Raw genomic sequence first — 26,663 nt, 5'->3', positions numbered from 1 at the left:
TCTTAACTGATCGGCATTACCCACCAAGGCGCTCTTTTTATGTTCATCGAACCACTGTATCTACTATTTTTCCGGCTTCTTATCTCGCCCTAACATTAATAAACAAGGAGTCAGTACCAAGGTCAATACCGTGGCGAATGCTAAGCCTCCCGCAATTGCCGTAGCGAGTTGCGACCACCATTGCGTGCTCGGCGCACCAAATTCTATCTTTTGATTAATCAAGTCGATATTCATTTCTAGCACCATCGGCATCAAACCTAAAATGGTGGTGACCGTCGTGAGCATTACTGGCCTTAAACGCTGAACACCGGTTCTCAGAATCGCATCTCGCTTATCCAAGCCTCTTTTAATCAATTGGTTATAAGTATCGATCAGCACGATGTTGTTATTCACCACTATACCTGCCAGCGCAATCACCCCAATACCGGACATCACGATGCCAAACGGGCGCTGGAAGATAAGTAAACCAACGAACACACCAACCGTTGAGAACAACACTGCACTTAGAATCAAGAACGCCTGATAGAAACTATTGAACTGAGTAATCAGAATTAAAGCCATCACCGCTAGTGCCACCAAGAACGCGCTTTGTAAAAAGGCTGACGAGTTCTCTTGTTCTTCGTTTTGGCCACGGATACGAAATTCCACGCTACTCGGCAGCCCTAGCTCACTTAATGCTTGTTCGATCTTTGGTAGTTCCAGCGCAAGGTTATAGCCTTCTTCCATATCCGCCATGATGTTCACCACACGCTTACCATCGAGACGTTTAATCGTATCTTGCTTATGGTCGGGAACAATCTGAGCAAAGTTGGTGATCGGCACCAAGCCAGCTGGCGTTTTCACTCTCAGCTGGTCAAAGCGTCCAATATCCCTTTTATCATTCGGGTAACGCACCAAGATATCGACCTCTTCTGATGAATCATCAGGCAAGTAATCACCAATCTTTAATCCATTAGTGACGAACTGAACGGTATTGCCGACCAAGGTCGCGTCAGCTGCAAAACGGGCGGCATCATCGCGGCGGATATCCACCTTCCAATCGATGCCATCTTTACTCGCAGTGTCGCTGATATTGGTCAGTGCTTGATTGCCATCAGCCCAGTTTCTCACAATTTTTGCGGCCTGATTAAGTTGCTCAGGTGTTTTAGCAGAAAGCTCGATGACCAAGTCATTTTCAACCGGAGGTCCTGCATCAGGGAACTTGTATTCAATCTCGACACCAGCGTATTGATCGGTTTGCACCTTTAATTCATCAATGATCGCTTTAACACTGCGGCGGTATTGCCAATCGACGGGCGTTATCGAAATCAAACCAATCTGGTCGTCACCACCGGTTCGCGTATAAACGGTATCGAACTCATCATGATTCAGCATCATCTGTTCAATATCGCGCATGATGTCATCTTTTTCTTGAATAGAAAGATCGCCATGAGAGCGAACTTTGACATTAAAGAATGGCGGATCAACTTCAGGGAAGAATTCAGCACCGAGCCCCGCTTTTGAATACGTGAAACCAACCGCAACCGCGAGCAGTATCGCACTACAAAGAATCTTAAAGGGGTGCTTAATCGCAATAGAAAGTGTGTGGTAATACGCCTTGGTTAAGCCTGTCGCCTGTGAGAAATCCCCATTATGCAAAGCCACCATTCGAGCTTGGCTTTTAGACGATACGTATTGAGGTTTGCCAATCAAACCACCTAACACGGGCACAAACAACAGCGCCATAATCAATGAGGCAGTTAACGTTGCGATCAGAGTTAGTGGCAGGAATTTCATGAATTCGCCTGTTACATCTGGCCAAAAAAGGAGTGGAGCAAACGCCGCTAAAGTTGTAGCGGTTGATGCCGTTATTGGCCATGCCATTCGCTTAGCCGCATCTCGATAGGCTGCTTTACGCCCTTCCCCTTCTTGCATCCGCCTATCGGCAAATTCAGTTACCACAATCGCACCGTCAACCAACATCCCGACCGCCATAATCAAAGAGAACAGCACCACTATGTTAACGGTTAAGCCAAATACAGACAGAACCAATAGTCCGGTCAAGAATGAACCCGGAATTGAAATGCCGACTAACAAAGCAGTACGCACGCCAAGAATCGCGATGATTACGATCACCACCAGGATGATGGCGGATAGAATATTGTTTTGCAGATCATTAAGCATGATCTTCACATCTTTCGATTCATCCCAGGTGTATTTGACCAACAGGTTATTTGGCCATTCTGCTTGCTGCTGAGCCCCGGCCATTACAGCTTTGACTAACTCAACCGTTTCGATGATGTTCTCGCCTGCACGCTTTTTGATATCCAACACCACCGCAGATTTACCATCTAAACGCGCAAAACTCTCTGGATCTCGAAACGCTCGACGAACAGTAGCCACATCACCAAATGTCACCACTTGCTTACCATCCACTTTGATAGGTAGCTCAAGCACATCCTTTAAGGAATTAAACACCGAAGGGACTTTGACCGAAAAACGACCATAGCCCGTATCAACAAAACCCGCGGCAACCACTCGGTTGTTCAAAGCGATCAGGTTGTAGATATCCGCTTGATCTAGGCTGTAACTCTCCATCAATAGCGGGTCAACGATGATTTCAACGATATCCTCCCTATCACCCGCAATATCGACCTCTAATATCTGGCGATAGCTTTCGAGTTTATCTCCCACTTCTCGGGCAATTTGTACGATAGTACGTTCCGGTACAGTCCCGAACAGCACAACAGAAAGTACTGGCTGCTCAGAAGCGAGTGTGACTTCATTTACGGTCGGTTCATCACTGTCTTCTGGTAGCTTTGGTTTGGCGAGATCAACGGCATCACGCACATCCGCCATTGCCTTTGTTAGATCGACTCCAACGTTAAACTCCAACACCACAGAGGCGTGGCCTTCCGCTGCGGTTGCAGTCATCTCTTTTACGCCCTCAATCGACCTTAATTCTTGCTCGATAGGCCTAACCAATAAACGTTCGGCATCGGTTGGCGAGATCCCTTGGTGCCCGACTGAAACGTAGATAATCGGGATGGTAATGTCAGGGCTCGACTCTTTGGGTATCGTGATATAGGTAATGACACCTGCAACCAAGATGAGCGCCAAAAGAGAGAGCATTGTTCGAGCACGAGACAAGGCTGCATCAATAATTGAATACATCAGTTATCTCCTACTCAGTTGTTACGTTTGAGAGTTCAGCACCTTGCTCAACCGCAATCACCGAATCACCATCACGCACAAACCCTTGTCCGACGGTGATGATATCGACCCGTTGACCTAAACCTGTGAGCCACACACCATCTTGCTCTGCCTTCACTAGTTGAATACCGACAAATTTCACAACTGGTGAGTCATCGACTGAAACCAACGTTTTGACCCCAAGGTTACCCGCCTCATCCAAAGCCAACATCGCAGGTGTGACTTTGATAGCATCCCTTGTTTCGAGGTTGAGCTTCACTTCAGCGCTGACACCTGCAGGCAGTAGGCCTTCAGAGTTATCGATTTCAATTTCGATTGGAAAAGTATTAGTTGAGGCCGAAGAAATTCGAGACACATAACGCAAGCGCCCTTCCACCTCTTCTCTTCCTAGCAAGCGAACCAAGGCAGACTGGTTAACTAACAAATGCTGGATATGACGTTCACTGACATCGGCCTCAATAACCAAAGGATCAAGGTCAATCACGCCCGCAACCGGATCGCCAACCCCAACAAAGTCACCCAACTCGACCATCAAATCTTGAACCACACCCGAAAAAGGCGAGCTAATAACGGTATTCTTTAAAGCCAATTCCGCATTGCGCATCATGGCTTTTGCTTCCGTTAACGAAGCCTCTGCTGTGGTGTAGGCGATCTCACCTTGCAGACCTCTTTTCTTCAGTGATTGCGCTGCTTTGAACTCTTTCTGCTTTAAACGATACAGAGCCGTTGCACGCTCTAACTGTATTTCCAAGTCACCTTTATCAATCTGAGCAATAGCCTGCCCTGCTTTAACCGCATCGCCTTTCACAACGTTCAATCGAACAATCTTTCCCGCGACTTCCGCGCCTAATCGAGCATGCCTATCGGGTGCCGTTCGACCGTATAAATCAATGGTTTTAAAGGTGGGTGATGAGGTGAAGGTTTGAAAGGAAACTTTGGCTAACGGGATTTCTGTCGCTTTTTTCTCTGGCGACTCTTCTGCCTGCCCCACCCCTAAACCAAGCCAGATAGACAACAACATCACTAAAATCAGAGACACCAGCCACGGCTGTTTCAGTTTCTGAAAAAGTGGTGAGTTAGAAGATAGAGTGGGCATAACAAATCCTTTTGTCCGATGTGATTAAGGCGCGCTAAATGGCTTAACACTGTCATGTGCAACTTCCTGATACACATAGGTAACCTTAACAGACCAAAATCAAACGAAGTTGGACGCTATCGACAGTTTAAAAAATATGCCGTGTACTAAAAATGTCAAAATAGAGGGTTGGAATGGTTTTAAAAGCAATGACTTAATATGTCTTATCAATTTTGAAGCTGCGTGAAAAACAAGTGCCTTGTTCAGAACCGAGCTTTGTTATGAAGAGAAATTTGGGGATATAAAAACAAAAACGCCGAACATAAGTTCGGCGTTTACAACCTTATGGTGTAGCTTTCAGCTAAAGCTGTCTTTTAACTCTAGCTATCTTTCAAGCTATACGCTGAATGATGCGCCACAACCACATGTTGTTGTAGCGTTCGGGTTGTTCACAAAGAAGCGTGCGCCTTCTAGGCCTTCTGTGTAATCAACCATGCCGCCCATAAGGTATTGTAGGCTCATTGGGTCAACAACCAGCGTTACACCGCTATTTACAATCGTAGTGTCGCCATCATTTACTTTTTCATCAAATGTGAAGCCGTATTGGAAACCACTACAACCACCACCTGTAATGTATACACGTAGTTTTAGTTCTGGGTTTTCTTCTTCAGCGATTAGCGTTTGTACGCGGGTAGCTGCTGCATCAGAAAAAGACAATGGGATATTTACTTCGCTCACGACAACCTCTCTTACCTGTGTCAAAAACAACATGATACAAATCTAATTCGAGACCATAGTTGTTGAGTATTTTCTTATATTCGGGTGATTATCTAATACCTGACTGAAACGTTCAAGTATTCACCACCGGATCCTTCCTTTTACTGTTGTAAACTCGTCAATATCTGGCAATTAAAACGTGTAACAACACAAAACAACCAGATTCGGGTGATTATCTGGGCGAAAGCATTCCTAGTTGGATTAGGGATAGGTACAATGCGTGCCAATTGGTCCGACAGTCAAAAGAGGATATATCAATGACCAAATCAGCAGAGCTGTACGAAAAAGCACAGCAAACTATTCCTGGTGGCGTAAACTCTCCAGTTCGTGCATTCAATGGCGTAGGTGGTTCTCCAATCTTCGTTGAACGCGCTGATGGCCCACTTATTTTTGATGCTGATGGTAAAGCATATATCGATTACGTTGGCTCTTGGGGTCCAATGATCCTTGGTCACAACCACGTTGTTATCCGTGATGCGGTTATTGAAGCAGCTCAACGCGGCCTTAGCTTCGGTGCTCCAACCGAAACTGAAATCAAAATGGCTGAGCTTGTATCTGAGATGGTTCCATCAATGGAACAGCTACGTATGGTGAGCTCAGGTACAGAAGCAACAATGAGTGCGATTCGTCTTGCTCGTGGCTTCACTGGTCGTGACAAAATTCTTAAGTTTGAAGGCTGCTACCACGGCCACGCAGACAGCCTACTTGTAAAAGCCGGTTCTGGTGCACTGACTTTAGGTCAGCCAAGCTCACCAGGCGTTCCAGCTGATTTTGCTAAGCACACACTGACTGCAACCTTCAACAACCTAGATTCAGTACGTGAGCTGTTCGCAGCAAACAAAGGCGAGATCTCGTGCATCATCGTTGAGCCAGTTGCGGGCAACATGAACTGTATCCCACCAGTAGAGGGCTTCCACGAAGGTCTACGTGAAATCTGTGACCAAGAAGGTGCATTGCTAATCTTTGATGAAGTAATGACAGGTTTCCGCGTTGCTGAAGGCTGTGCGCAGGCTTACTACAACATCAAGCCAGATCTAACGTGTCTTGGTAAAGTTATCGGCGGCGGTATGCCTGTGGGTGCTTTTGGTGGTCGTAAGGAAGTGATGCAATACATCGCACCAACAGGCCCGGTTTACCAAGCAGGCACGCTTTCAGGTAACCCTGTTGCAATGGCTGCTGGCTACGCGTGTTTGAACCTTCTACGAGAAGAAGGCAACGAAAAACGTCTAGCTTCAAAAACTAAGCAACTGGCAAATGGCTTCAAGCAACTTGCTGACAAGCACGGTATCCCGATGCTAGTACACCAAGTTGGCGGTATGTTTGGTTTCTTCTTCACAGACCAAGAAACGGTGACGTGCTACGAAGATGTAACTAAGTGTGATGTAGAACGCTTCAAGCGCTTCTTCCACCTAATGCTGGATCACGGTGTTTACCTTGCACCTTCAGCATTCGAAGCAAGCTTTACTTCTCTTGCTCATGGTTCAAAAGAGCTAGATGCGACACTAGAAGCCGCTGACCGCTCTCTTGCGATCATTGCTGCTGAAAGCAAATAATCGAAAGCACTTTCTAAGTCGCTAACCGATTGAATTTAGGGCTGCATTAACGCAGCCCTTTTTAATGCATCAACTTAGTCAGCCTCAAGTCTTTCCGCTTGGATTACCCGTCAATTTGTTCGGAAATTTAACGAAAAGCGTCTAACGTTCCCAGAAAAGGAAAACCAACAACATCAGCGTACCAAGGAACATTCTGAACCAAGGGATCTCTTTTTTTGTTTGCTGTTGTTCGTCTTGGCATTTCTTATCTTTATCACAGCATCCCATAATCAAAACTCCTCATTGCTAACTCTCTGTTTTGCAGCCATTATAAACTCAGAACGCAAATATAGAGACCATTACCGTGTCAGAAAAAATTAAAATCAATTCCAGCCACTGGGTGATCATCATCGCCCTACTTGCGGCGGCTTATGCTTGTTACTTGCTTATTGAGCCGTACGTTAACTCAATTGTGATGGCCTTTATCATTTCACTATTGATGTTCCCAATCCATGAGTGGCTTGAAAAAAAGATACCCAATAAAGAAAACATCGTCTCTTTGCTGTCTTGTATCATCCTGACTTTCATTATTGTTATCCCTTTATTGGCAGTATTCGCAGCAATTGTTCAGCAAGGTTCCCTGCTCTCTCAGAACACTTACCAATGGGTAACACACGGCGGCATTCAAACTCTGTTCGCACACCCCTTGGTGGTCAAAGCGCTGTCATTCGTGAACAACTACCTGCCTTTCGACAATATTGAACCACAAGCCATCGCACAGAAGGTGGGTGAGTTCGCGACAAGCTTCGGCTCTAAACTGGTTGGTATCAGTGCGAAAATCTTAGGTGACGCGACCAATTTCTTAATGGACTTCTTCTTGATGTTGTTTGTTCTGTTCTTCTTATTAAGAGATCACGACAAAATCATCAGTGTGGTTCGTCATATTCTTCCGCTATCTCGTAGCCAAGAAGACAAGCTTCTAACAGAGATAGAACAAGTATCGAAATCAGCAGTAATGGGCTCATTCTTAACAGCAATCGCGCAAGGTTTTGCCGGCGGTTTAGGTATGTGGATTGCAGGTTTCCCAGGCCTATTCTGGGGCACTATGATGGGCTTTGCCTCATTCATCCCTGTAGTGGGAACAGCACTAATCTGGATCCCAGCGGCGACCTACTTGTTCCTAACTGGTGATACTACGTGGGCAATTTTCCTAACGGTTTACTGCGTGGCAATTGTTGGATCAATTGACAACCTTCTGCGTCCGCTTCTAATGCAAGGCAGCGCAGGCATGAACACCCTAATGATTTTCTTCTCACTACTGGGTGGTATTCAACTGTTTGGCCTAATTGGTCTTATCTACGGCCCACTGATTTTTGCGATTACTATCGTCCTATTCAACATCTACGATGAAGAGTTTAAGGACTTTTTAAACCAGCAAGACAAGAGTTAAACCGCTCTTCAATCACTTACTTGCCGAACGAGTATTAAACACTTCAAGCTTTGGGCGGATTATGCGAAAATCCGCCCTCATTTTTTGCTAACGATTCAATAGAGTGTCCTATGTCAGCTTATATTGCCCCAAGCCAGATTGCTGAGCGCCAACTTGCCTACTTTGAAGGCAAACATGTTTTAGTTGCCGGTGAGGCTGAAGACTTATTCCCTGTTGAATTAGCCAAGCATTGTGAATCTGTCTCTGTGTTCACCTCTAATTACAGCTACTACCGTCAGCTTGAAGGTTATAGCAGCATCCAACGTTTTTACGGTGCTGAGTTTACCGAAGAGACCAAAGCTGACTTAGTGATGCTCTACTGGCCGAAAGCCAAAGCGGAAGCGGAATTTCTGTTGGCGATGTTATTTGCCAAGCTAGGCAAAGATACCGAAATCGTCGTGGTTGGTGAGAACCGCTCAGGCGTGAAAAGCATCGAGAAGATGTTTGCGCCTTACGGCAAAGTCGTTAAATACGATTCAGCACGTCGCTGCTCTTTCTACTGGGGTCAATGCTTCGAGCAACCACAAGCGTTCAACTTACAAGACTGGTTTAAGACCTACACGGTTAACATTGATGAGCAACCTCTCACGGTAAAAAGCCTTCCAGGCGTCTTCAGTCACGGTCAATTCGATGTCGGTAGCCAACTTCTGTTGGATACTCTGCCAAAACTAAAAGGCAAGGTACTGGATTTTGGTTGTGGTGCAGGCGTCTTAGGCGCGGTAATGGCATCTCGTAACCCAGATATTGAGCTAGAAATGTGCGACATCAGTGCATTTGCCGTAGCATCAAGCCAAGCCACACTGGAAGCGAATGGTTTAACTGGTAAAGTCTTCGCGTCAGATGTCTATTCTGATACAGCACAAGACTACCAATTCATCATCAGTAACCCACCATTCCATTCAGGTTTAGACACTAGCTATAGCGCGACTGAGACCCTACTAGCTCAGGCCCCTACGCATTTGAAGCGCTCTGGTGAGATGATTATTGTCGCAAACAGTTTCTTAAAATACATCCCAATTATTGAGCAAGCGTTTGGAAAATGCGCGACTCTAAATAAGACCACCAAATTCGCGATCTACCACGCAAGTAAGTAGCCTCTCTAGCACAGCGCAGTGTCATTATCTGCGCTGTCTGTTCATATTTTTATCAAAACTCTATAAAAGTGAGCTTTTGCACACGCTTTAAATACCACTTACTTGTCAAAGTAAAAAAACTCGTTAATTTCGTTAAATTGGAAACCATTAATTCTATTCTCTGTACTTGTTTTCGCCCCTTTTAGCAGTACATCAAAGGAAAGTAGTACCCAATTTATGTTTAGATTTTATCGTAAGCAGAAGTTTAAGCGCCTTCAAAATACCCTAATGCTGGCATTTCTTGTCCTCAGTATTACCCCAGTGACACTTATCGCGATCTTTTTCCTTCAATCGCACAGTCAGGACCTTCAGGAACAAAGCACCTCACACCTTGTTTCAGTCCGTGATACTAAGCAGCAACAGATTGTCGACTACCTACAAGCTCAAGAATCCCAAGTGATGGGCTTTGTTCGCTCTGAACTAGCCAATGCCAGTGGCGGCCGATTCTATGGTTTGATCAATGCATTCCAACGTCTAGGGTTAGATATTGACGAAGCACGCAGTAATGCGCAGCAACGCTACATTCAAGGATCGGGCGATCAAATCAAAACATCGATTCTTCCTGAATCCAGTAGCTTCATTGGCAGTGAGCGTTACCGCCTACTGCACAAGCGCTACCATAACGCTTACCTAGAGTTGCTTAAACGCTCCGATTTTGACGATATTCTATTGGTTGATATCAACGGTAACGTTGCTTACTCCGTCTTTAAAAATGACGATTACGGCACTAACTTGCTGACAGGTAAATACAAAGATTCAAACCTAGGCGTTACCTTTCAACGGCTCGCTAAAGATGTCACCGATCGCCGTAAGTCTAATGAGGATTACACGCCTGTTATTGTCTCGGACTTTAAAGACGAGAACGGTAAACAGACCGCATGGCTAGGTGCACCTATCGTTCAACAGGGCTACCTACACAGTTACGCGATGTTTAGATTACCTATCAACGGCATTACTAAGCTGATTGCGGATCTCAACAAGAGTTCGAATATTCAAACACTGCTTGTAGGTGATGATCACCTGCCGCGTAGCCTTGCTCATTCACAAGAATCTATCAACTTGAGCTTAGATGTTGTCGATAAAGCATTGGCTGGCGAAACAGCGGTTGGCACCTTCGACAACACCCTAGATCAAGCGATCATCGCAGCATATACACCAATTGAGCTGAAATACGCAACATGGGCTCTTGTCGTAGAGCTGCCAGAAAAAGAGGCGTTTGCTCGTATTCATCAGTTAGAAAAGATCTTCGTGATCGTGATGCTAACGGCGATCATTCTGGTAGTCGTTGCATCGCACTATCTGTCTAACTTCATCACATCCCCACTACTCAAACTGACGTGGGCTGCCGAGAAAGTATCTGCGGGTGATCTCGATGAAACCATGATCAATACCGAGCGCAAAGATGAAATAGGCCGGCTCGCGGTGAGCTTCGAGAGAATGCAGCGCTCGATTCGTGAAAAAATGCAGCTCATCAAAAACCAAAACGATGAACTTGAAGACAACCTTAAGACAATTCAAAAGCAAAACGAAGAGTTGCAACTGGCGAACAAACTTAAAGATGAGTTCCTAGCTACTACTTCACACGAATTGAGAACACCACTGCATGGCATGGTGGGTATTGCTGAAGCACTGATATCCGGTGCGAATGGCCCCATCCCTGCTAACCAGAAGTATCAGTTGGATATCATCATCAATAGCGGTCAGCGATTAGCAACCTTGGTTGATGATCTGCTTGATTATCACAAGATGCGCTATGGCAGCTTAGACATTAAGAAATCAGCTGTTGATTTATCTGCAGCCACCAGCTTGGTCCTAGAGTTATCTCATCATCTATTGGGCAATAAACCAATCCGCATCATTAACCAAGTCCCAAGTGATTTAGGGCTAGTCTCATCGGATCCTCAACGACTTGAGCAAGTGATGTATAACTTAGTTGGCAATGCCATCAAGTACACCTCTGAAGGTAAGATTGTTATCTCTGCCAGCGTTATCGATGACAACATTCGTGTACAAGTTGTCGATACAGGCCAAGGTATACCGGCCGAGTACCTTGAGCACATCTTTGAACCATTGATTCAAGCAGGCCAAGATGCGAGTAACTACCGCCAAGGTGCAGGGCTTGGATTATCGATCAGTCGTCAGTTGATCGAGCTAATGGGCGGTTCACTGTACGTAAGTAGCCAACCAATGCTTGGCACTACGTTTAGCTTTACCCTGCCCCTAGCTACTCAAGATGAGCTGGACAGTTACAACGAATCTGGTCATTACTCGCACTTCCAAGCGCCCGATTTAATAGATAACAGCCAACAAGAAAACAGTGTTATCAGTGAAAACCCAGATGGCCCGTTACTGGTTATCGCCGATGATGAGCCGGTTAACCTGCGAGTATTAGACAGCTTCTTGAAGTTAGAAGGTTATCGAGTACGTACTGCATGTGACGGTCCGGAAACCATTGAACTGATTGAAAAAGAGAAGCCAGAGCTGCTTCTGCTCGATATCATGATGCCAGGTATGAGCGGCTATCAGGTTTGTGAAGCTCTGAGAAAGCAATATGACCATGCTCAATTGCCAATCATCATGCTAACGGCACTCAACCAGGCAGAAGACCGTGTTCGAGGTTTCGAAGCAGGTGCCAATGACTACTTGTCTAAACCGTTCAACAAACAAGAACTGGCGGCTCGAATTACAGCGCATCTATCAGCAAGTAAAGCCGAACAGAGACGCCTTGAAAATGACCAACTGCAACTCGAGCTCAAACACAGAGCTATGGTTGAAGCTAACTTGTTAGAAACTCAAGGGCGCTTATTAGAGCAACTAGAATCGGCACCTGAAGCCATCATCTGTATTCGTGATGACCAACGTATTCGCTTTGCCAACGAAGCGGCGGCAAAACTATTCAGACGCGGACAGGAACAACTTAAGCGCTCTATGGCCGACGAGATCATTGCGCCTAAATACCTCAAGGTAGAACAAGCCCACTACTGCGGTGACATTGATATCTATATAGATGACACACGTCAGCGCATACCAAGTGACATCCTTAAGCTGCCTGAAGGTTCAGGGCTCGACACCATGTATATCTTCAATGTAGGTGGTGGTGTTAACTCCAACCGAATCAATAACCTTGAAACAGCGGTTGAGGCTCTCTCTAGTTATGCCTTTGAAGGCGACAAAGATAAGTTGCAGCAACTGAAAGAGCTTGGCGGAGAATTTACTCGTCTTGCTGACAAGGCAACCGGTGAAGGTAAAAACAAGCAAGAGTTGATGCGCGAGGTGCTGGTCGATGCGATGACGAATGCCATCATCTACTGGGAATCGGTGACTGGTGAAACCAAGTTTGCTTTCGCAGAGAAAAGTGGTTTGTGGCGGGTCTACTTAGACCGCAGTACGCTACAAACGCGAACGCTAGACAAATATCTACGCGTAGAAACGCTACCGAAAACGCCTCGCTGGCGAACGGTACTGAGCTCAATCGAATTCATACTGGAACACTGTAAAGAACAGACGCCAGAAAGGACGCATATTGAGATGCTAAGAGATAAGCTGCAGAAACTACTGACCAGTTAATCCCTGAACCAACATCACGATACTTAGAGTAATGGAGCCCACCTAGCGTGGGCTTTTTTTGTACGTACTTTTCTCACTCAAAGCACAATATCGTCAATCCAAATACACTTTTTTCACTGCTTTAAACAAGCAAAATGACACGTTACTCAAGCTTAAACAATCACCAATCCAATCGCTATTTTGAGTCCTATTCTTGGCTGAATTTCACATTCCTCCGACTCTTTGTTGCAGTTTGAGAAGCGAGTCACAACAGAACGGCAGATTTAATTTTCTAGGGAAATTTAACGTAAAACTGGTAAGTGACCGAGATCTACAATTATACCAACGCATGGTAAAGCATTATAATAAAAAGCCTTTAAAGTTAGTGACCACTTACAACCAACAATTACCACAAAACCAAATGCGAGTCACATCACCTTAACAATTACGCACAAAAAACCACCAAAGCAACCCATTTTGACGTTAATGACGTGGGATTATCTAATTTTAACGTTTTTGACGGGAAACGAGTTTGATTAATTCATCGATAAGGTGTTTTCTTACTCCTGCCAAAGGCCTACAGGCCACTCTTACCACTTCTCAGAATCAACGATGAATCTGGAGCAACGAAGAAGAGGTAGGCCTTTAACCAGAGTGTGTATCTACTAAACAATTTAGCGACAGATAACATTCAATCCATTAGTGAAATGAAAGCAAATAGTAAGGAACAGCTATGCTTGCCAATATAAAAAAAACAGCAATAGCAACAGCAATTATTGCAACTGCTACAACAGGTTTTGCATCAGTAGCAACAGCTGCAGAACGCAGTGAACTGACCGTTCACCCGAAAGAGTACACTACATTCGTACGTAACTTTAACCCGTACCTTGGTGCTACTAACCTACATACTACAACTGACTTCATGTATGAGCCGCTAGTAGTATTTAACGAAATGCACGGTAACACTCCAGTGTTCCGTCTAGCTGAAAACTTCAAGATGTCAGATGATCTGATGAGCGTTGTTTTCGACATTCGTAAGGGTGTTAAATGGTCTGACGGAGAAACTTTCTCTGCTGATGATGTTGTTTTTTCTTTCAACCTTGTAAAAGAGAAGCCAGAGCTTGACCAATCTGGTATCAACTCTTGGGTAACTTCTGTAGAAAAACTGAACGACAACCAAGTTAAGTTCACCCTAACAGAAGCAAACTCAAACGTACCTTATGAGATTGCTAAAGTACCTGTAGTACCTAAGCACATCTGGAAAGACGTTAAAGATCCATCAACGTTTACCAATGAGAATCCGGTAGGTTCTGGTCCATTTACAGAAATCGATACGTTTACAGCGCAACTATACATCCAGTGTGCAAACCCAAACTACTGGGATGCAGACAACCTAGATGTTGACTGTCTACGTGTTCCACAAATTGCGAACAACGACCAATTCCTAGGTAAAGTTGTAAACAGTGAAATGGACTGGACGTCTTCTTTCGTTCCTGATATCGACCGTACATACGCAGCAGCTAGCCCTAAACACCACTACTGGTACCCGCCAGCAGGCACACAAGCATTCATCGTTAACTTCAAGCACCCTGATGCTGCGAAGCATGAAGCATTGAGCAACGTTGATTTCCGTCGTGCTTTCTCTATGGCTCTTGACCGTCAAACTATCATCGACATCGCATTCTACGGCGGCGGTACTGTGAACGATTTCGCATCAGGTCTTGGCTACGCGTTTGAAGCTTGGTCTGATGAAAAAACTCACGATAAGTACAAAGGCTTCAACACATACAACGCTGAAGGCGCGAAGAAGCTTCTTGCTGACGCTGGCTTCAAAGATGTAAACAAAGATGGTTTTGTTGACACTCCATCAGGCAAGTCTTTTGAACTAATGATTCAATCGCCAAACGGCTGGACTGACTTCAACAACACAGTTCAACTAGCGGTAGAACAGCTGAACGAAATCGGTATTAAAGCGAAAGCTCGTACACCTGACTTCTCTGTTTACAACCAAGCAATGCTTGAAGGTACATACGACGTAGCATACACAAACTACTTCCACGGTGCGGATCCATACACGTACTGGAATAGTGCTTACAACTCATCACTACAATCTGGTGATGGTATGCCTCGTTTCGCTATGCACTTCTACAAAAACGACAAGCTAGATGGTCTTCTAAACAGCTTCTACAAAACAGCTGATAAGAACGAGCAGCTAGATATTGCACACGGTATTCAGCAAATCATCGCTGCAGACCAAGTGACAATCCCTGTGATGTCTGGTGCTTACATGTACCAATACAACACAACTCGCTTCACTGGCTGGTGGAACGAAGAAAATCCAAAAGGCCGTCCAAACATTTGGGCTGGTATTCCAGAGCGTCTACTTCATGTACTGGACCTAAAACCAGTTAAATAAGTAATCGTTCAATCCTTGCGGCGTAACCTCTTACGCCGCTTATAAAAATCCCCACACTCTCAATTGAAAGTATGGCGCTAGTCGTCAGGGGATTTTTCGTTCCAAATTTCGCTAGGAGCGACCTGAATCCAGAAACAGGGAAACAATCTGGGTGAGTAAGGTGTGAGTTATGGGTTATTTTTTAAGACGTTTGTCATTTTATTTTGTCGCGCTATTAGTTGCTGCGACGTTAAACTTTATTATTCCAAGAGCAATGCCTGGTGACCCCGTTACCATGATGTTTGCGAACGCTTCTGTACAAGTTACTCCAGAGCGTATTGCTGCAATGAAAGAACTATTAGGCTTCGTTGATGGTGGCCTACTGGTTCAATACGTAGCGTACATGAAGAACATTCTTAGCTGGGAACTTGGTACATCAATTCAATTCTACCCACTTTCTGTAAACACACTGTTGGGTGGAGCATTCGGTTGGTCGCTTTTCTTAGCCGGCACCGCAGTTATTCTTTCTTTCTCGATTGGTTCGATCCTAGGTATTTTCGCAGCGTGGAAACGCGGCAGTAAATACGATGCCTTCGTAACGCCAGGGATGCTGATTCTACAAGCTGTTCCTCAAGTTGTTATCGCGATGATTGCACTATTTACCTTTGCAATTGGCTTGAAGTGGTTCCCAACCGGTTATGCCTACACCGCAGGTACCATGCCTGATTGGACAAGCTGGGCATTCATCAAAGATGTCGCTTACCACGCCTTCTTACCATTGTTCTGTGCTTCTGTTGTTCAAATTGGTGGCTTCCTAGTAAACATGCGTAACAACATGATCAACCTATTAGCCGAAGACTACATCACCATGGCGAAAGGCAAAGGCCTGAGCGAAAACCGAGTAGTATTCAACTACGCAGCTCGTAACGCGATGCTACCAAGTGTGACAGCCCTTTCAATGTCGCTAGGTATGGCAATCGGTGGTCAGTTAATTATCGAAATCATCTTTAACTATCCAGGTCTTGGCAGCGTACTTTTCAACGCAATTAACGCTCGTGACTACCAAGTACTGCAAGGTCAGCTGCTTATCATGACGCTATTCATGCTGTTCTTTAACCTAGTTGCAGACATGCTTTACGTTGTTCTTGACCCTCGTCTTCGTAAGGGTGGTAAATAATCATGAAAGACTTTCTAAAACTCATTTGGCGTAACCCGATGGCCCTAACAGGCGTCATCATCCTAAGTATTTTTATTCTTGGCGCGATTGCAGCTCCATTAATCACCAAACATGTACCAGACAAGCGTACAGGTAATCCACACGAATACCCTGGCTTCGTCGTTAAATCAGCACAAACTAACCCTGATGGCTGGGTTGCTCAAAACCTAGCAGATGACCGTCGTACATTGATTATGTCTAAAAAGGCAGACCACGTACTTGGTACAACTCGTATGGGTCGTGACGTTTGGTCTCAAGTGGTATACGGCGCACGCGTATCTCTTGCTGTAGGTTTTGGTGCGGGTCTAACCGTATGTCTATTAGCAACCGTTATTGGTGTTTCTGCAGGCTACTTCGGCGGCCGTGTCGATGACGTTCTAACCGCAGCAATGAACATCATGTTGGTTATTCCTCAATACCCATTGTTGTTCGTAGTAGCAGCCTTTATCGGTGAGGCTGGGCCACTCACCATAACCTTGGTTATCGGCTTTATGTCCTGGGCTTGGGGCGCTCGTGTTGTTCGCTCCCAGACCTTGGCACTGCGTGAAAAAGAGTTTGTAAAAGCCGCTGAAGTTTTGGGTGAATCTTCATTCCGCATCATCTTCGTAGAGATTCTGCCAAACCTTATCTCTATCGTTGGCGCAAGCTTCATCGGTTCGGTGATGTACGCAATCATGATGGAAGCAACGATCTCGTTCCTAGGTCTTGGTGACCCGAACACAATCAGCTGGGGCATCATGCTTTACAACGTTCAAACCTCTTCATCAATGCTGATTGGCGCTTGGTGGGAACTGTTGGCTCCGTGTATCGCACTGACACTACTTGTAACTGGTCTTGCTCTACTTAACTTCGCTGTCGATGAAATTGCTAACCCGCAACTGCGTTCTCACAAAGGCATGAAGCGTTGGAAGAAACTAGCAGCACAAGACAAAGAAGAACGTGAACCAGAACTACCACCACAAAATGCACTTTGGAGCGGAGATAAATAATCATGTCTGAACCACTAATTTCTATCCGCAACTTATGCGTGGATTACATCACAGAGTCTGGCGATGTTCGTGCGTGTAACAACGTAAGCTTCGACATCGCTCCAGGTGAAGTATTCGGCCTAGCTGGTGAATCTGGCTGTGGTAAATCAACGGTCGCTTTCTCTCTGATGCGTCTTCATAAGCCGCCCGCTTACATCAGTGGTGGTGAGGTTATCTTCAACGGTGAGAACATCCTTGAATACAGTGATGACCGTATGCAGTCGTTCCGTTGGAGCGAGATGTCGATGGTATTCCAGAGCGCGATGAACGCACTCAACCCAGTACTACCGATGGAAGAGCAGTTCTGTGACGTAATTATGCGTCACACCAACATGACTCGTGAGCAAGCTAAACAACGTGCTGAAGGTCTACTTGAAATTGTAGATATTCACCCAAGCCGATTGAGTGACTACCCCCACCAATTCTCTGGCGGCATGCGTCAGCGCTTGGTTATTGCTATCGCGTTAGCACTGAATCCAAAACTGATCATTATGGATGAACCGACAACCGCACTTGATGTGGTTGTGCAACGCGAAATCCTACAAAAGATCTATGCACTGAAAGAAGAGTTTGGCTTCTCTATTCTGTTCATCACCCATGACTTGTCATTGATGGTCGAGTTCTCTGACCGCATCGGCATCATGTACTCAGGTGAGCTAATCGAGGTGGCTAACTCTCAAGATATTCTAGAAAACCCTTACCACCCTTACACCAAAGGGCTGGGAAGTTCTTTCCCTCCACTGACAGGGCCAAAGACAAAGTTAGCAGGTATTCCGGGTAACCCTCTGAACCTGTTAGAGATTCCAGAAGGGTGTCGTTTCCAAGCTCGTTGTGACCGTGTACATGAAACGTGTACTAAGGTGCCAACCAAGCTGCGTTCTATCGACCCGGGACATTTGTCTAACTGCCACCTGTACGGTGACCCAATAGTACAAAGGAAGCTATAGCTTGCACGCTGACTTGGCGTGAATAACGAACAAGGCGGCTCGCCCGCCTAAAAACAAGCAAAGCGAATAAGGATTCTGGAGACAATTATGAGCAAAGATTTCGGTCAATTATTGGTAGAAGGCAAAAATGTCGTAAAAGACTTCCCAATAAGCAGTACCACCATTCAAACCCCAATGATGCGTGCGATTAACGACGTGTCATTCAAGATGTATAAAAGTCGCGGCTTAGCGGTGGTTGGTGAGTCTGGTTCAGGCAAATCAACAACGGCAAAGATGATCGCAAAAATGTACGCGCCTTCGGGCGGCACGATAGAATACAAAGGCCGTGATATCCAAGAGATCTCAAGCAGAAAAGATCTTATGCACTACCGTGAAGGCGTGCAGATGGTATGGCAAGACCCGTTTGGTTCATTGAACCCAACGCACAATATCTTCCACCACATTGCTCGACCGTTGTTAATCCACAAGAAAGTATCTCCGGGCAATAAAAGAGAACTAGAAGAACGCGTTTACGATCTTTTAGAGCAAGTTGGTCTCATTCCGCCAAAAGAGACGGCGAAGAAATACCCTCACCAACTGTCTGGCGGCCAACGTCAACGTGTCAATCTAGCACGTAACATCGCAGTTGGTGCTGAAGTTGTTCTGGCCGATGAACCAACATCAATGCTAGACGTTTCAATTCGTGCGGGTGTTTTAAACCTGATGGAAGAGATGAAGTTTGAGAAGCAAATGTCACTGCTTTACATCACTCACGACATCGCAACTGCTCGTTATATTGCTGAGGATCTTTCAGTGATGTACGTCGGTCACATGGTGGAATGGGGCGATACCGACGACGTTATTGCTAACCCTCAACACCCTTACACTCAACTGCTGGTTTCTGCCGTTCCAGATCCTAAGAAATCGATCCACGAGCAACTTGCTGGCAACAAAGGTGAGATTCCTCTTTGGACACCAGTATCAGCAGGCTGCCCATTTGCAGGCCGTTGTACTCATGCGATGGACAAGTGTAAAGAGCAGCTACCAGGGGTTACACAGCTAGCTGATAACCACTTTGTACGCTGTTACCTACACGAAAGCTAAGCATAAAAACCCAAGTTAGGGTCTGCGGGCCCTAACTATTTATATCCAAAAAAATTCAAGTACCTAGCCAATAGAAACTAGGACTGTCGGAGAATATTGATGCTGTTATTGACCAACCATATTGGCTATGAGTCCACAGGCCCCAAGCAAGCTATCTTACAAACTAAGAAAGCTCGCCTATCTAGCACAACGGCTCTACTCGTCTGTGCTGACAACCATATGACTGTCGGAAGTTTTGATGTGGTTAAACAAGGCCGCGTAGCAAATTGGCATCAAGGGCAATTCTTCACTATTGATTTCAGTTCAACCACTGAATCTGGTCGCTACTACCTGCGCTTTGATAACCTACGCTCAGAAGTTTTCGAGATTGGTAGCAACCTATTAATGAACCACACCTTTTCTGATGTGCTTCATTACTTTAAGTCTCAACGTTGTGGCGGCACTTTTGACAAGAAAGATCGACAAGCACAAATTCTTGGCACCGACAGATACGTCGATGTCCACGGTGGCTGGTACGACGCATCAGGTGATGTAAGCAAGTACTTTAGCCACTTGTCTTACGGCAACTACCTCAATCCACAACAGATTCCTATGGTTGTTTGGAACATGCTCAAAAGCGTGCGCTTAACCAGTGACAATCCAGACTTCCCTAAATTCTCCATGACTCGCCTAACAGAAGAAGCGCTATTCGGTGCTGATTTCTTAGTACGCATGCAAGACGCGGCTGGATACTTCTACATGACAGTATTCGACAAGTGGAGTAAAGATATCAACCAGCGCGATATCTGTGCTTATGCGACTCAAGAAGGTCATAAATCAACAGACTTACAAGCAGGCTACCGGCAAGGTGCAGGTGTTGCTATTGCGGCACTCGCTGCGGCTTCTGAACTTGAGGTTTCAGGCAGCTACTCTAGCCAAACCTATCTTGGTACCGCGACCAAAGGTTACTGGCACCTTAAAGAGCACAACCTCCAGTATCTAAACGATGGTGAAGAGAACATCATCGATGAGTACTGTGCCCTACTCGCAGCCAATGAGCTGTATCGAGTAACACAAGACGAACAATACCTTTCAGAAGCAAGAACTTGGGCGGCTCGCTTAATCTCTCGCCAACAGTCAGATGATTCATTTGAGCACTTCTGGTCAGCAAACTCTGATGGCTCTCGCCCATACTTTCATGCAGCTGAAGCTGGCCTTCCAGTAATTGCTTTGTGTGAGTACATCAACAATGAAACCGATACGGAGCTCAAAGAACAAGCTCGCATTGTTGTTGAACAAGCATGTCAGTTCGAAATCAACATCACCGATAAAGTAACCAACCCATTTGGCTACCCAAGACAGTACGTTAAAAATGTTGATGGTGATAAGCGCGATGCTTTCTTCGTCGCTCAGAAAAACGAAACAGGCTACTGGTGGCAAGGCGAGAACGCACGTCTTGGCTCAATCTCAACCATGGCCTACTTAGTTCAACCACACATTCAAGACAGCGAACTTCAAAAGCGTTTAATCCAACTTTCACAGAACAGCCTAGATTGGATCTTAGGCCTCAACCCATACCACATGTGCATGCTTGATGGTCATGGTCATAACAACCCTGACTACCTGCCTCAGTTTGGTTTTTTCAATGCCAAAGGCGGTATCTGTAACGGCATCACAGCAGGCTTTAAAGATGATCAAGACATTGCATTCAATCCACCAGCGCAAAAAGATGACATGCTCCAAAACTGGCGCTGGGGCGAACAATGGATCCCTCACGGCGCTTGGTTCCTATTAGCAACCGCTGCGCAATTCAATTTCCTAGCACAACGTAAGGAGCAATAATCATGACTCTTTATTACGTAGGTATTGATGGTGGAGGCACTTCTTGTCGTGCTCGTATTCGCGATGAGCAAGGCAAACTCATTGGTGAAGCGAAAAGCGGCAGCGCTAACATCCTTTTGGGTGTTGACGTTGCAATGAGCTCAATTGTTGATGCTATTACTCAAGCGGCACAGCAAGGGCAACTCGATTCAAATCATGTTTCAAATATGCATGTTGGCCTTGCTCTGGCTGGCGCTGAGCAAAAGTCGGCATGGTTCGACTTCATGGCACAACCGCACCCGTTCGCTAGCATGACGCTAAATACAGACGCTTATGGTGCTTGCATTGGTGCTCACAATGGCCAAAACGGCGCCATCATGATTGGCGGTACGGGTTCTTGCGGTATCTACCTAAAAGACGGTGAACAACATGTGGTTGGTGGGCGTGAGTTTCCAATTTCCGACCAAGGTGGTGGCGCGGTTATGGGTCTTCGCTTGATTCAACAAGTCCTGCTTGCAGAAGACGGCATTCGTAGCAAAACCCCACTGACTCAGCATGTTATGAATCACTTTAATAATGATGTCGATGCCATTGTGGAGTGGTCAAAAGGCGCGATTCCAAAGGATTACGGTCAATTCTCACCTGTTATTTTTCAACTCGCTAATGAAGGTGACGAACTGGCTATCGAGATGCTCAAGCAAACCGCCGCTGATATCGAAATGTTTGTACTAGCACTGCATCGCAAAGGTGCGGACAAGGTATGCCTGATGGGAAGTATCGCAGAGCGAATTCTCAACTGGCTATCACCACCAGTACAGCAATGGATCGTTAAACCTCAATTCGACGCTATCGAAGGCGCATTGATGTTTGCCGGGAAACCACAACACAACTTGTATCAACAGGCTTAGCAGGGAAGTTATATGAATTATCGCATCGACTTAGCTGTTCTTTCTGAACAAAAAAACAACTGCCGATTTGGCCTTACGGTACATAACTTAAGTGATCTTGACGTAACTGATTGGTCTCTGCACTTTGCATTTGATCGATTCATCCTTCCAGAAAGTTTATCGCAAGGTGAACTGACTCAAGTTGGAAGCTTTTGTTCGTTCAAACCAAGTTCGTCAGTATTAAAGGCCAATAACCATTACTACCTTGAATTCAGTATTCAAAGCGCCCCATTCCGCTTCTATTCTGATGGTCTCAATGATGCCTTTATCCAAACACATCACCAAGGCGAAACCTCGGTACTGCCAGTAGCAATATCACCGATAGTGCTGGCTTCGCCATATCGTGAACGTAGCCAAATCCCAGAAGTGAATGCGGCACAGGTAGCACTGATCCCTCAACCGAATCAATTTGAACTTAAACAAGGCAACTTCGCACTGAACAAAGAATGCAAAATTGAGGTTCAATCTCACCTTGCAGAGAAGGCCAGCGCTTGGTTACAACAAGAGTTACTGATTACGTTCGAGCTAGCGATTTCAACAGAACTCTCACCAGAAGCGAGCGGAGACATTCTACTTCGTAGCAACCCAACTTTAGATGAAGCCGAGTACAAGCTAACAATCACAACTCAACAAGTGGTCGTAGAATCAGGCAGTCAATCAGGCTTCACTCATGCAGTAGCTAGCTTAATCCAATTAGTTCAACAACAAAATGCTGAACGCTTCTCTGTGCCATGTTGCAAAATCGCCGACCAACCTCGTTTCAAATACCGCGGCATGATGTTGGACTGTGCACGTCACTTCCACTCGGTGGAGCAAGTGAAACGTTTAATCAACCAGTTGGCGCACTACAAATTCAACGTTTTTCATTGGCACCTAACCGATGATGAAGGTTGGAGGATCGAGATAAAGAGCCTACCTCAACTCACTGAAATCGGTGCTTGGCGAGGTCCTGACCATGCATTAGAGCCACAATATACCCATATTGCTGAAAACTACGGCGGCTTCTACACCCAGCAACAGATTCGCGAAGTGATTGAATACGCAGAACAACGCAGCATCACGGTTATCCCTGAGATCGATATCCCGGGACACTGCCGTGCAGCAATCAAATCACTGCCTGATATGTTGGTAGAGCAAGCAGACACTACTCAATACAAGAGCATTCAGCACTACAACGACAATGTGTTAAATCCAGGTTTACCGGGCACTTACCAGTTCTTAGATGCGGTTATTGAAGAAGTCGCAGAGCTATTCCCTAGCGAATTGATTCACATGGGCGCAGACGAAGTACCACCGGGCGTATGGACTAACAGCCCTGCAGCTCAAGCGCTGATGAAAGAACATCAATACCAAGACAGCAAAGATTTGCAAGGTCACCTATTCCGCTATGCCGAGAATAAGCTTAAGCAACTCGGCAAACGCATGGTGGGCTGGGAAGAAGCTCAGCACGGCGACAAGGTGAGCAAAGAGACCATCATCTATTCATGGCTCAGTGAAGAAGCGGCTGTGAACTGCGCTCGCCAAGGCTTTGATGTGGTATTGCAACCTGCACAATTTACCTATCTCGACATGACCCAAGATTATGCACCGGAAGAGCCGGGCGTAGATTGGGCTGCCGTTATCCCATTAGAACAAGCTTATACCTACGAAGCGCTTGCTGAGATATCCGACACCGACCCAATTCGTAAGCGGATCCGCGGAATTCAGTGTGCTCTATGGTGTGAGATCGTCACCAACCAAAAGCGTATGGATTACATGGTATTTCCAAGAATTAGCGCTTTAGCTGAAGGATGTTGGACACATAAAAACAACCGAAACTGGCTAGATTACCTGTCTCGCCTAAAGGGTCACTTGCCGCTACTCGACAGACTCAATGTTGACTATCGCAACCCTTGGAAAGCTCAATAAAACAAAACCAAAGCAACACTCACATCGAGCGCTTGCTAACTCAAATTAAGGTGCTCAGTCAGATAAGACTCAGCATCACTATTTAAAAATTAGCTGCATAGATGCAGTTTGTTAAAAAGGAAATGACAATGAAATACGGCTATTTCGATAACGACAATCGCGAATACGTCATCACTCGCCCTGATGTACCAGCACCTTGGACCAACTACCTAGGTACTGAAAAGTTTTGTACCGTGATTTCGCACAATGCGGGCGGTTACTCGTTCTACAACTCTCCGGAATACAACCGTGTTACTAAGTTCCGTCCAAACGGCACCTTTGACCGTCCTGGACACTATGTTTACTTGCGTGATGATGAGACGGGTGATTACTGGTCTATCTCTTGGCAACCAGTGGCCAAGAGCCTAGATGAAGCGAACTACGAGGTTCGTCACGGCCTGTCATACTCAAAGTTCAAATGTGAATACAGCGGCATTACCGCAACCAAAACTCTATTCGTACCTAAAGGCGAAGATGCAGAAGTTTGGGACGTTGTGCTAAAGAACAACACGGATAAGCCTCGTACTATCAGCACATTCTCATTTGTAGAGTTCTCGTTCAGCCACATCCAATCAGACAACCAAAACCACCAGATGTCTCTGTACTCTGCGGGCACGTCTTACCAAGAAGGTGTGTTGGAATACGATCTGTACTACAACACTAACGACTTTGAAGGCTTCTACTACCTAGCGTCAACCTTCTCACCAGACAGCTACGACGGTCAGCGTGACAACTTCCTTGGTATGTACCGCGATGAAGCTAACCCGATTGCGGTTGAAAACGGTCAGTGTTCGAACAGCGCTCAAACCTGTTACAACCACTGTGGTTCTCTGCATAAGCAATTTACCATTCAACCGGGTGAAGAAGTTCGCTTTGCTTACGTACTAGGTATCGGCAAAGGCAACGGTGAGCGCCTACGTGAGAAGTACCAAGACACAGCAAACGTAGATGCGGCTTTCCAAGGCATCAAAGATCACTGGGACGAGCGTTGCAACAAGTTCCAAGTTAAGTCTCCAAACGAAGGCTTAGACACCATGATCAACACTTGGACACTGTACCAAGCAGAAACCTGTGTAGTTTGGTCACGCTTTGCATCATTCATTGAAGTTGGGGGTCGTACTGGTCTTGGCTACCGTGATACTGCGCAAGATGCGATTTCAGTACCTCATGCCAACCCAAAAATGACCAAGAAACGTATTATCGACCTGCTTCGTGGCCAAGTAAAAGCGGGCTACGGTCTACACCTATTCGATCCAGACTGGTTCGATCCAGAGAAAGCAGACGTTGAGCCTTCAAAATCACCAACGGTTGTTCCAACACCGTCAGATGACGACAAGATCCACGGTATTGAAGATACTTGTTCTGATGATCACTTGTGGATCGTTCCGACCATCATCAAATACGTGATGGAAACCGGTGAACATGACTTCTTTGATGAAGTAATTCCATACGCAGACGGCGGTGAAGCGACTGTCTACGAACACATGAAAGCGGCACTGAACTTCTCTGCTGAATACGTGGGTCAAACTGGTATTTGTAAAGGTCTACGTGCTGACTGGAATGACTGTTTGAACCTAGGTGGCGGTGAATCTTCAATGGTGTCATTCCTACACTTCTGGGCGCTACAAGAATTCTTAGACCTTGCTAAGTTCCGCAATAACGATGCTGATGTTGCTAAATACACAGAAATGGCAGCGAACGTACGCGAAGCGTGTGAAACTCACCTTTGGGATGACGAGGGTGGTTGGTACATCCGTGGCCTGACTAAAAATGGCGACAAGATCGGTACTGCACAACAAGCTGAAGGCCGTGTACACCTTGAGTCAAACACGCTCGCAGTTCTGTCTGGTGCCGTTTCTCAAGAGCGCGGTGAGAAAGCGATGGACGCAGTGGATGAGAACCTATTCTCTGATTATGGCTTACACCTAAACTCTCCCTCATTTGCAACACCAAACGATGACATCGGTTTCGTGACTCGCGTTTACCAAGGCGTAAAAGAGAATGGCGCAATCTTCTCTCACCCGAATCCATGGGCTTGGGTAGCAGAAGCGAAACTTGGCCGTGGTGACCGTGCGATGAAGTTCTACGATGCACTTAACCCGTATAACCAAAACGACATGATTGAAACACGTTACGCAGAACCATACTCGTACGTGCAGTTCATCATGGGTAAAGACCACCAAGACCACGGCCGCGCAAACCACCCTTGGTTAACCGGTACCTCTGGTTGGGCTTACTTTGCGGTAACCAACTTCATTCTTGGTGTTCGTACCGGCTTTGAAGGATTAACGGTTGATCCATGTATCCCAACAGATTGGCCAGAGTTCGAGGTTACTCGTCAATGGCGTGGCGCAACTTACAACATCACAGTGCAAAACCCGAATGCAGTAAGCAAAGGCGTTGCTTCTATCACTATCAATGGTGAGTCAGTTGAAGGTGCAATCCCAGTACAAGCAGAAGGCAGTGAGAACGATGTTGTCGTTGTTCTAGGCTAGTCACTCAATTTAACGAACAGCTCTTGTCTCAAGTCTTTACAGGCTTGAGACAATGAGACTA

General features: G+C 45.8%; 17 protein-coding genes. 13 read left to right on the top strand and 4 right to left on the bottom strand.

What is annotated here, in order from left to right:
• Positions 1–63: 63 nt before the first annotated feature.
• The 3 genes from BCV39_RS20300 to erpA all read right to left on the bottom strand — a co-directional run bounded on the left by BCV39_RS20300 (position 64) and on the right by erpA (position 5,005).
• Positions 64–3,153 (bottom strand): efflux RND transporter permease subunit, encoded by a 3,090-nt coding sequence (locus BCV39_RS20300; RefSeq protein WP_102433059.1) that lies wholly within the window; start codon positions 3,151–3,153, stop codon positions 64–66.
• A gap of 10 nt (positions 3,154–3,163) precedes the next feature.
• The gene (locus BCV39_RS20295) at positions 3,164–4,288 is read right to left on the bottom strand and encodes an efflux RND transporter periplasmic adaptor subunit (protein WP_102433058.1); all 1,125 of its coding nucleotides are present in this window, start codon (positions 4,286–4,288) and stop codon (positions 3,164–3,166) included.
• Between the two features lie 375 nt (positions 4,289–4,663).
• Entirely contained in the window at positions 4,664–5,005 is a 342-nt protein-coding gene (gene erpA, locus BCV39_RS20290; protein ID WP_004734539.1) for an iron-sulfur cluster insertion protein ErpA, read from the bottom strand.
• A gap of 296 nt (positions 5,006–5,301) precedes the next feature.
• Here erpA and hemL point away from each other — a divergent pair, with 296 nt between their 5' ends.
• The gene (gene hemL / locus BCV39_RS20285) at positions 5,302–6,597 is read left to right on the top strand and encodes a glutamate-1-semialdehyde 2,1-aminomutase (RefSeq protein WP_048605689.1); all 1,296 of its coding nucleotides are present in this window, start codon (positions 5,302–5,304) and stop codon (positions 6,595–6,597) included.
• Positions 6,598–6,738: 141 nt separating this feature from the next.
• On the opposite strand, the gene BCV39_RS23455 is transcribed toward hemL, so the two are convergent.
• A complete protein-coding gene (locus BCV39_RS23455) occupies positions 6,739–6,864 on the bottom strand; it encodes a hypothetical protein (protein ID WP_048658168.1) in 126 nt (41 codons plus the stop codon).
• Between the two features lie 76 nt (positions 6,865–6,940).
• Between BCV39_RS23455 and BCV39_RS20280 the strand changes: the two genes are divergently transcribed.
• From BCV39_RS20280 to BCV39_RS20225, 12 genes are all read left to right on the top strand, one after another.
• On the top strand, positions 6,941–8,026 hold the full coding sequence (locus BCV39_RS20280; RefSeq protein WP_102433057.1) for an AI-2E family transporter: 1,086 nt from the start codon (positions 6,941–6,943) through the stop codon (positions 8,024–8,026).
• A 110-nt stretch (positions 8,027–8,136) separates the two neighbouring features.
• Positions 8,137–9,159 carry a 16S rRNA (guanine(1207)-N(2))-methyltransferase RsmC gene (gene rsmC, locus BCV39_RS20275; protein ID WP_102433056.1) on the top strand — a complete coding sequence of 341 codons (1,023 nt, stop codon included), beginning with the start codon at positions 8,137–8,139 and terminating at the stop codon, positions 9,157–9,159.
• Positions 9,160–9,375: 216 nt separating this feature from the next.
• Positions 9,376–12,765, top strand: a complete 3,390-nt coding sequence (locus BCV39_RS20270; RefSeq protein WP_055319598.1) for a response regulator — start codon at positions 9,376–9,378, stop codon at positions 12,763–12,765.
• Positions 12,766–13,477: 712 nt separating this feature from the next.
• A complete protein-coding gene (locus BCV39_RS20265; RefSeq protein ID WP_017056650.1) occupies positions 13,478–15,160 on the top strand; it encodes an ABC transporter substrate-binding protein in 1,683 nt (560 codons plus the stop codon).
• A gap of 169 nt (positions 15,161–15,329) precedes the next feature.
• Positions 15,330–16,316, top strand: coding sequence for an ABC transporter permease (locus BCV39_RS20260; protein WP_017633262.1), 987 nt, complete (start codon positions 15,330–15,332; stop codon positions 16,314–16,316).
• Between the two features lie 2 nt (positions 16,317–16,318).
• Positions 16,319–17,344: an ABC transporter permease gene (locus BCV39_RS20255; RefSeq protein ID WP_017056648.1), complete on the top strand. Its 1,026-nt coding sequence runs from the start codon at positions 16,319–16,321 to the stop codon at positions 17,342–17,344.
• Between the two features lie 2 nt (positions 17,345–17,346).
• Positions 17,347–18,330 carry an ABC transporter ATP-binding protein gene (locus BCV39_RS20250; protein ID WP_048605693.1) on the top strand — a complete coding sequence of 328 codons (984 nt, stop codon included), beginning with the start codon at positions 17,347–17,349 and terminating at the stop codon, positions 18,328–18,330.
• Positions 18,331–18,417: 87 nt separating this feature from the next.
• Entirely contained in the window at positions 18,418–19,413 is a 996-nt protein-coding gene (locus BCV39_RS20245; protein WP_048605696.1) for an ABC transporter ATP-binding protein, read from the top strand.
• Between the two features lie 99 nt (positions 19,414–19,512).
• Positions 19,513–21,234 (top strand): glycoside hydrolase family 9 protein, encoded by a 1,722-nt coding sequence (locus tag BCV39_RS20240; protein WP_102433055.1) that lies wholly within the window; start codon positions 19,513–19,515, stop codon positions 21,232–21,234.
• Positions 21,235–21,236: 2 nt separating this feature from the next.
• Positions 21,237–22,121 (top strand): N-acetylglucosamine kinase, encoded by an 885-nt coding sequence (locus BCV39_RS20235; RefSeq protein ID WP_102433054.1) that lies wholly within the window; start codon positions 21,237–21,239, stop codon positions 22,119–22,121.
• Between the two features lie 12 nt (positions 22,122–22,133).
• Positions 22,134–24,068 (top strand): family 20 glycosylhydrolase, encoded by a 1,935-nt coding sequence (locus BCV39_RS20230; protein WP_102433053.1) that lies wholly within the window; start codon positions 22,134–22,136, stop codon positions 24,066–24,068.
• 128 nt (positions 24,069–24,196) lie between these two features.
• Positions 24,197–26,602, top strand: coding sequence for a N,N'-diacetylchitobiose phosphorylase (locus BCV39_RS20225; protein WP_102433052.1), 2,406 nt, complete (start codon positions 24,197–24,199; stop codon positions 26,600–26,602).
• Positions 26,603–26,663 lie beyond the last annotated feature (61 nt).

Origin of the sequence: Vibrio sp. 10N.286.55.E10 (assembly GCF_002872555.1) — a bacterium.
Classification (GTDB): domain Bacteria; phylum Pseudomonadota; class Gammaproteobacteria; order Enterobacterales; family Vibrionaceae; genus Vibrio; species Vibrio crassostreae.
Note: the sequence above shows the minus strand (reverse complement) of the source record. Positions and strands in the feature narration are given on the sequence as shown.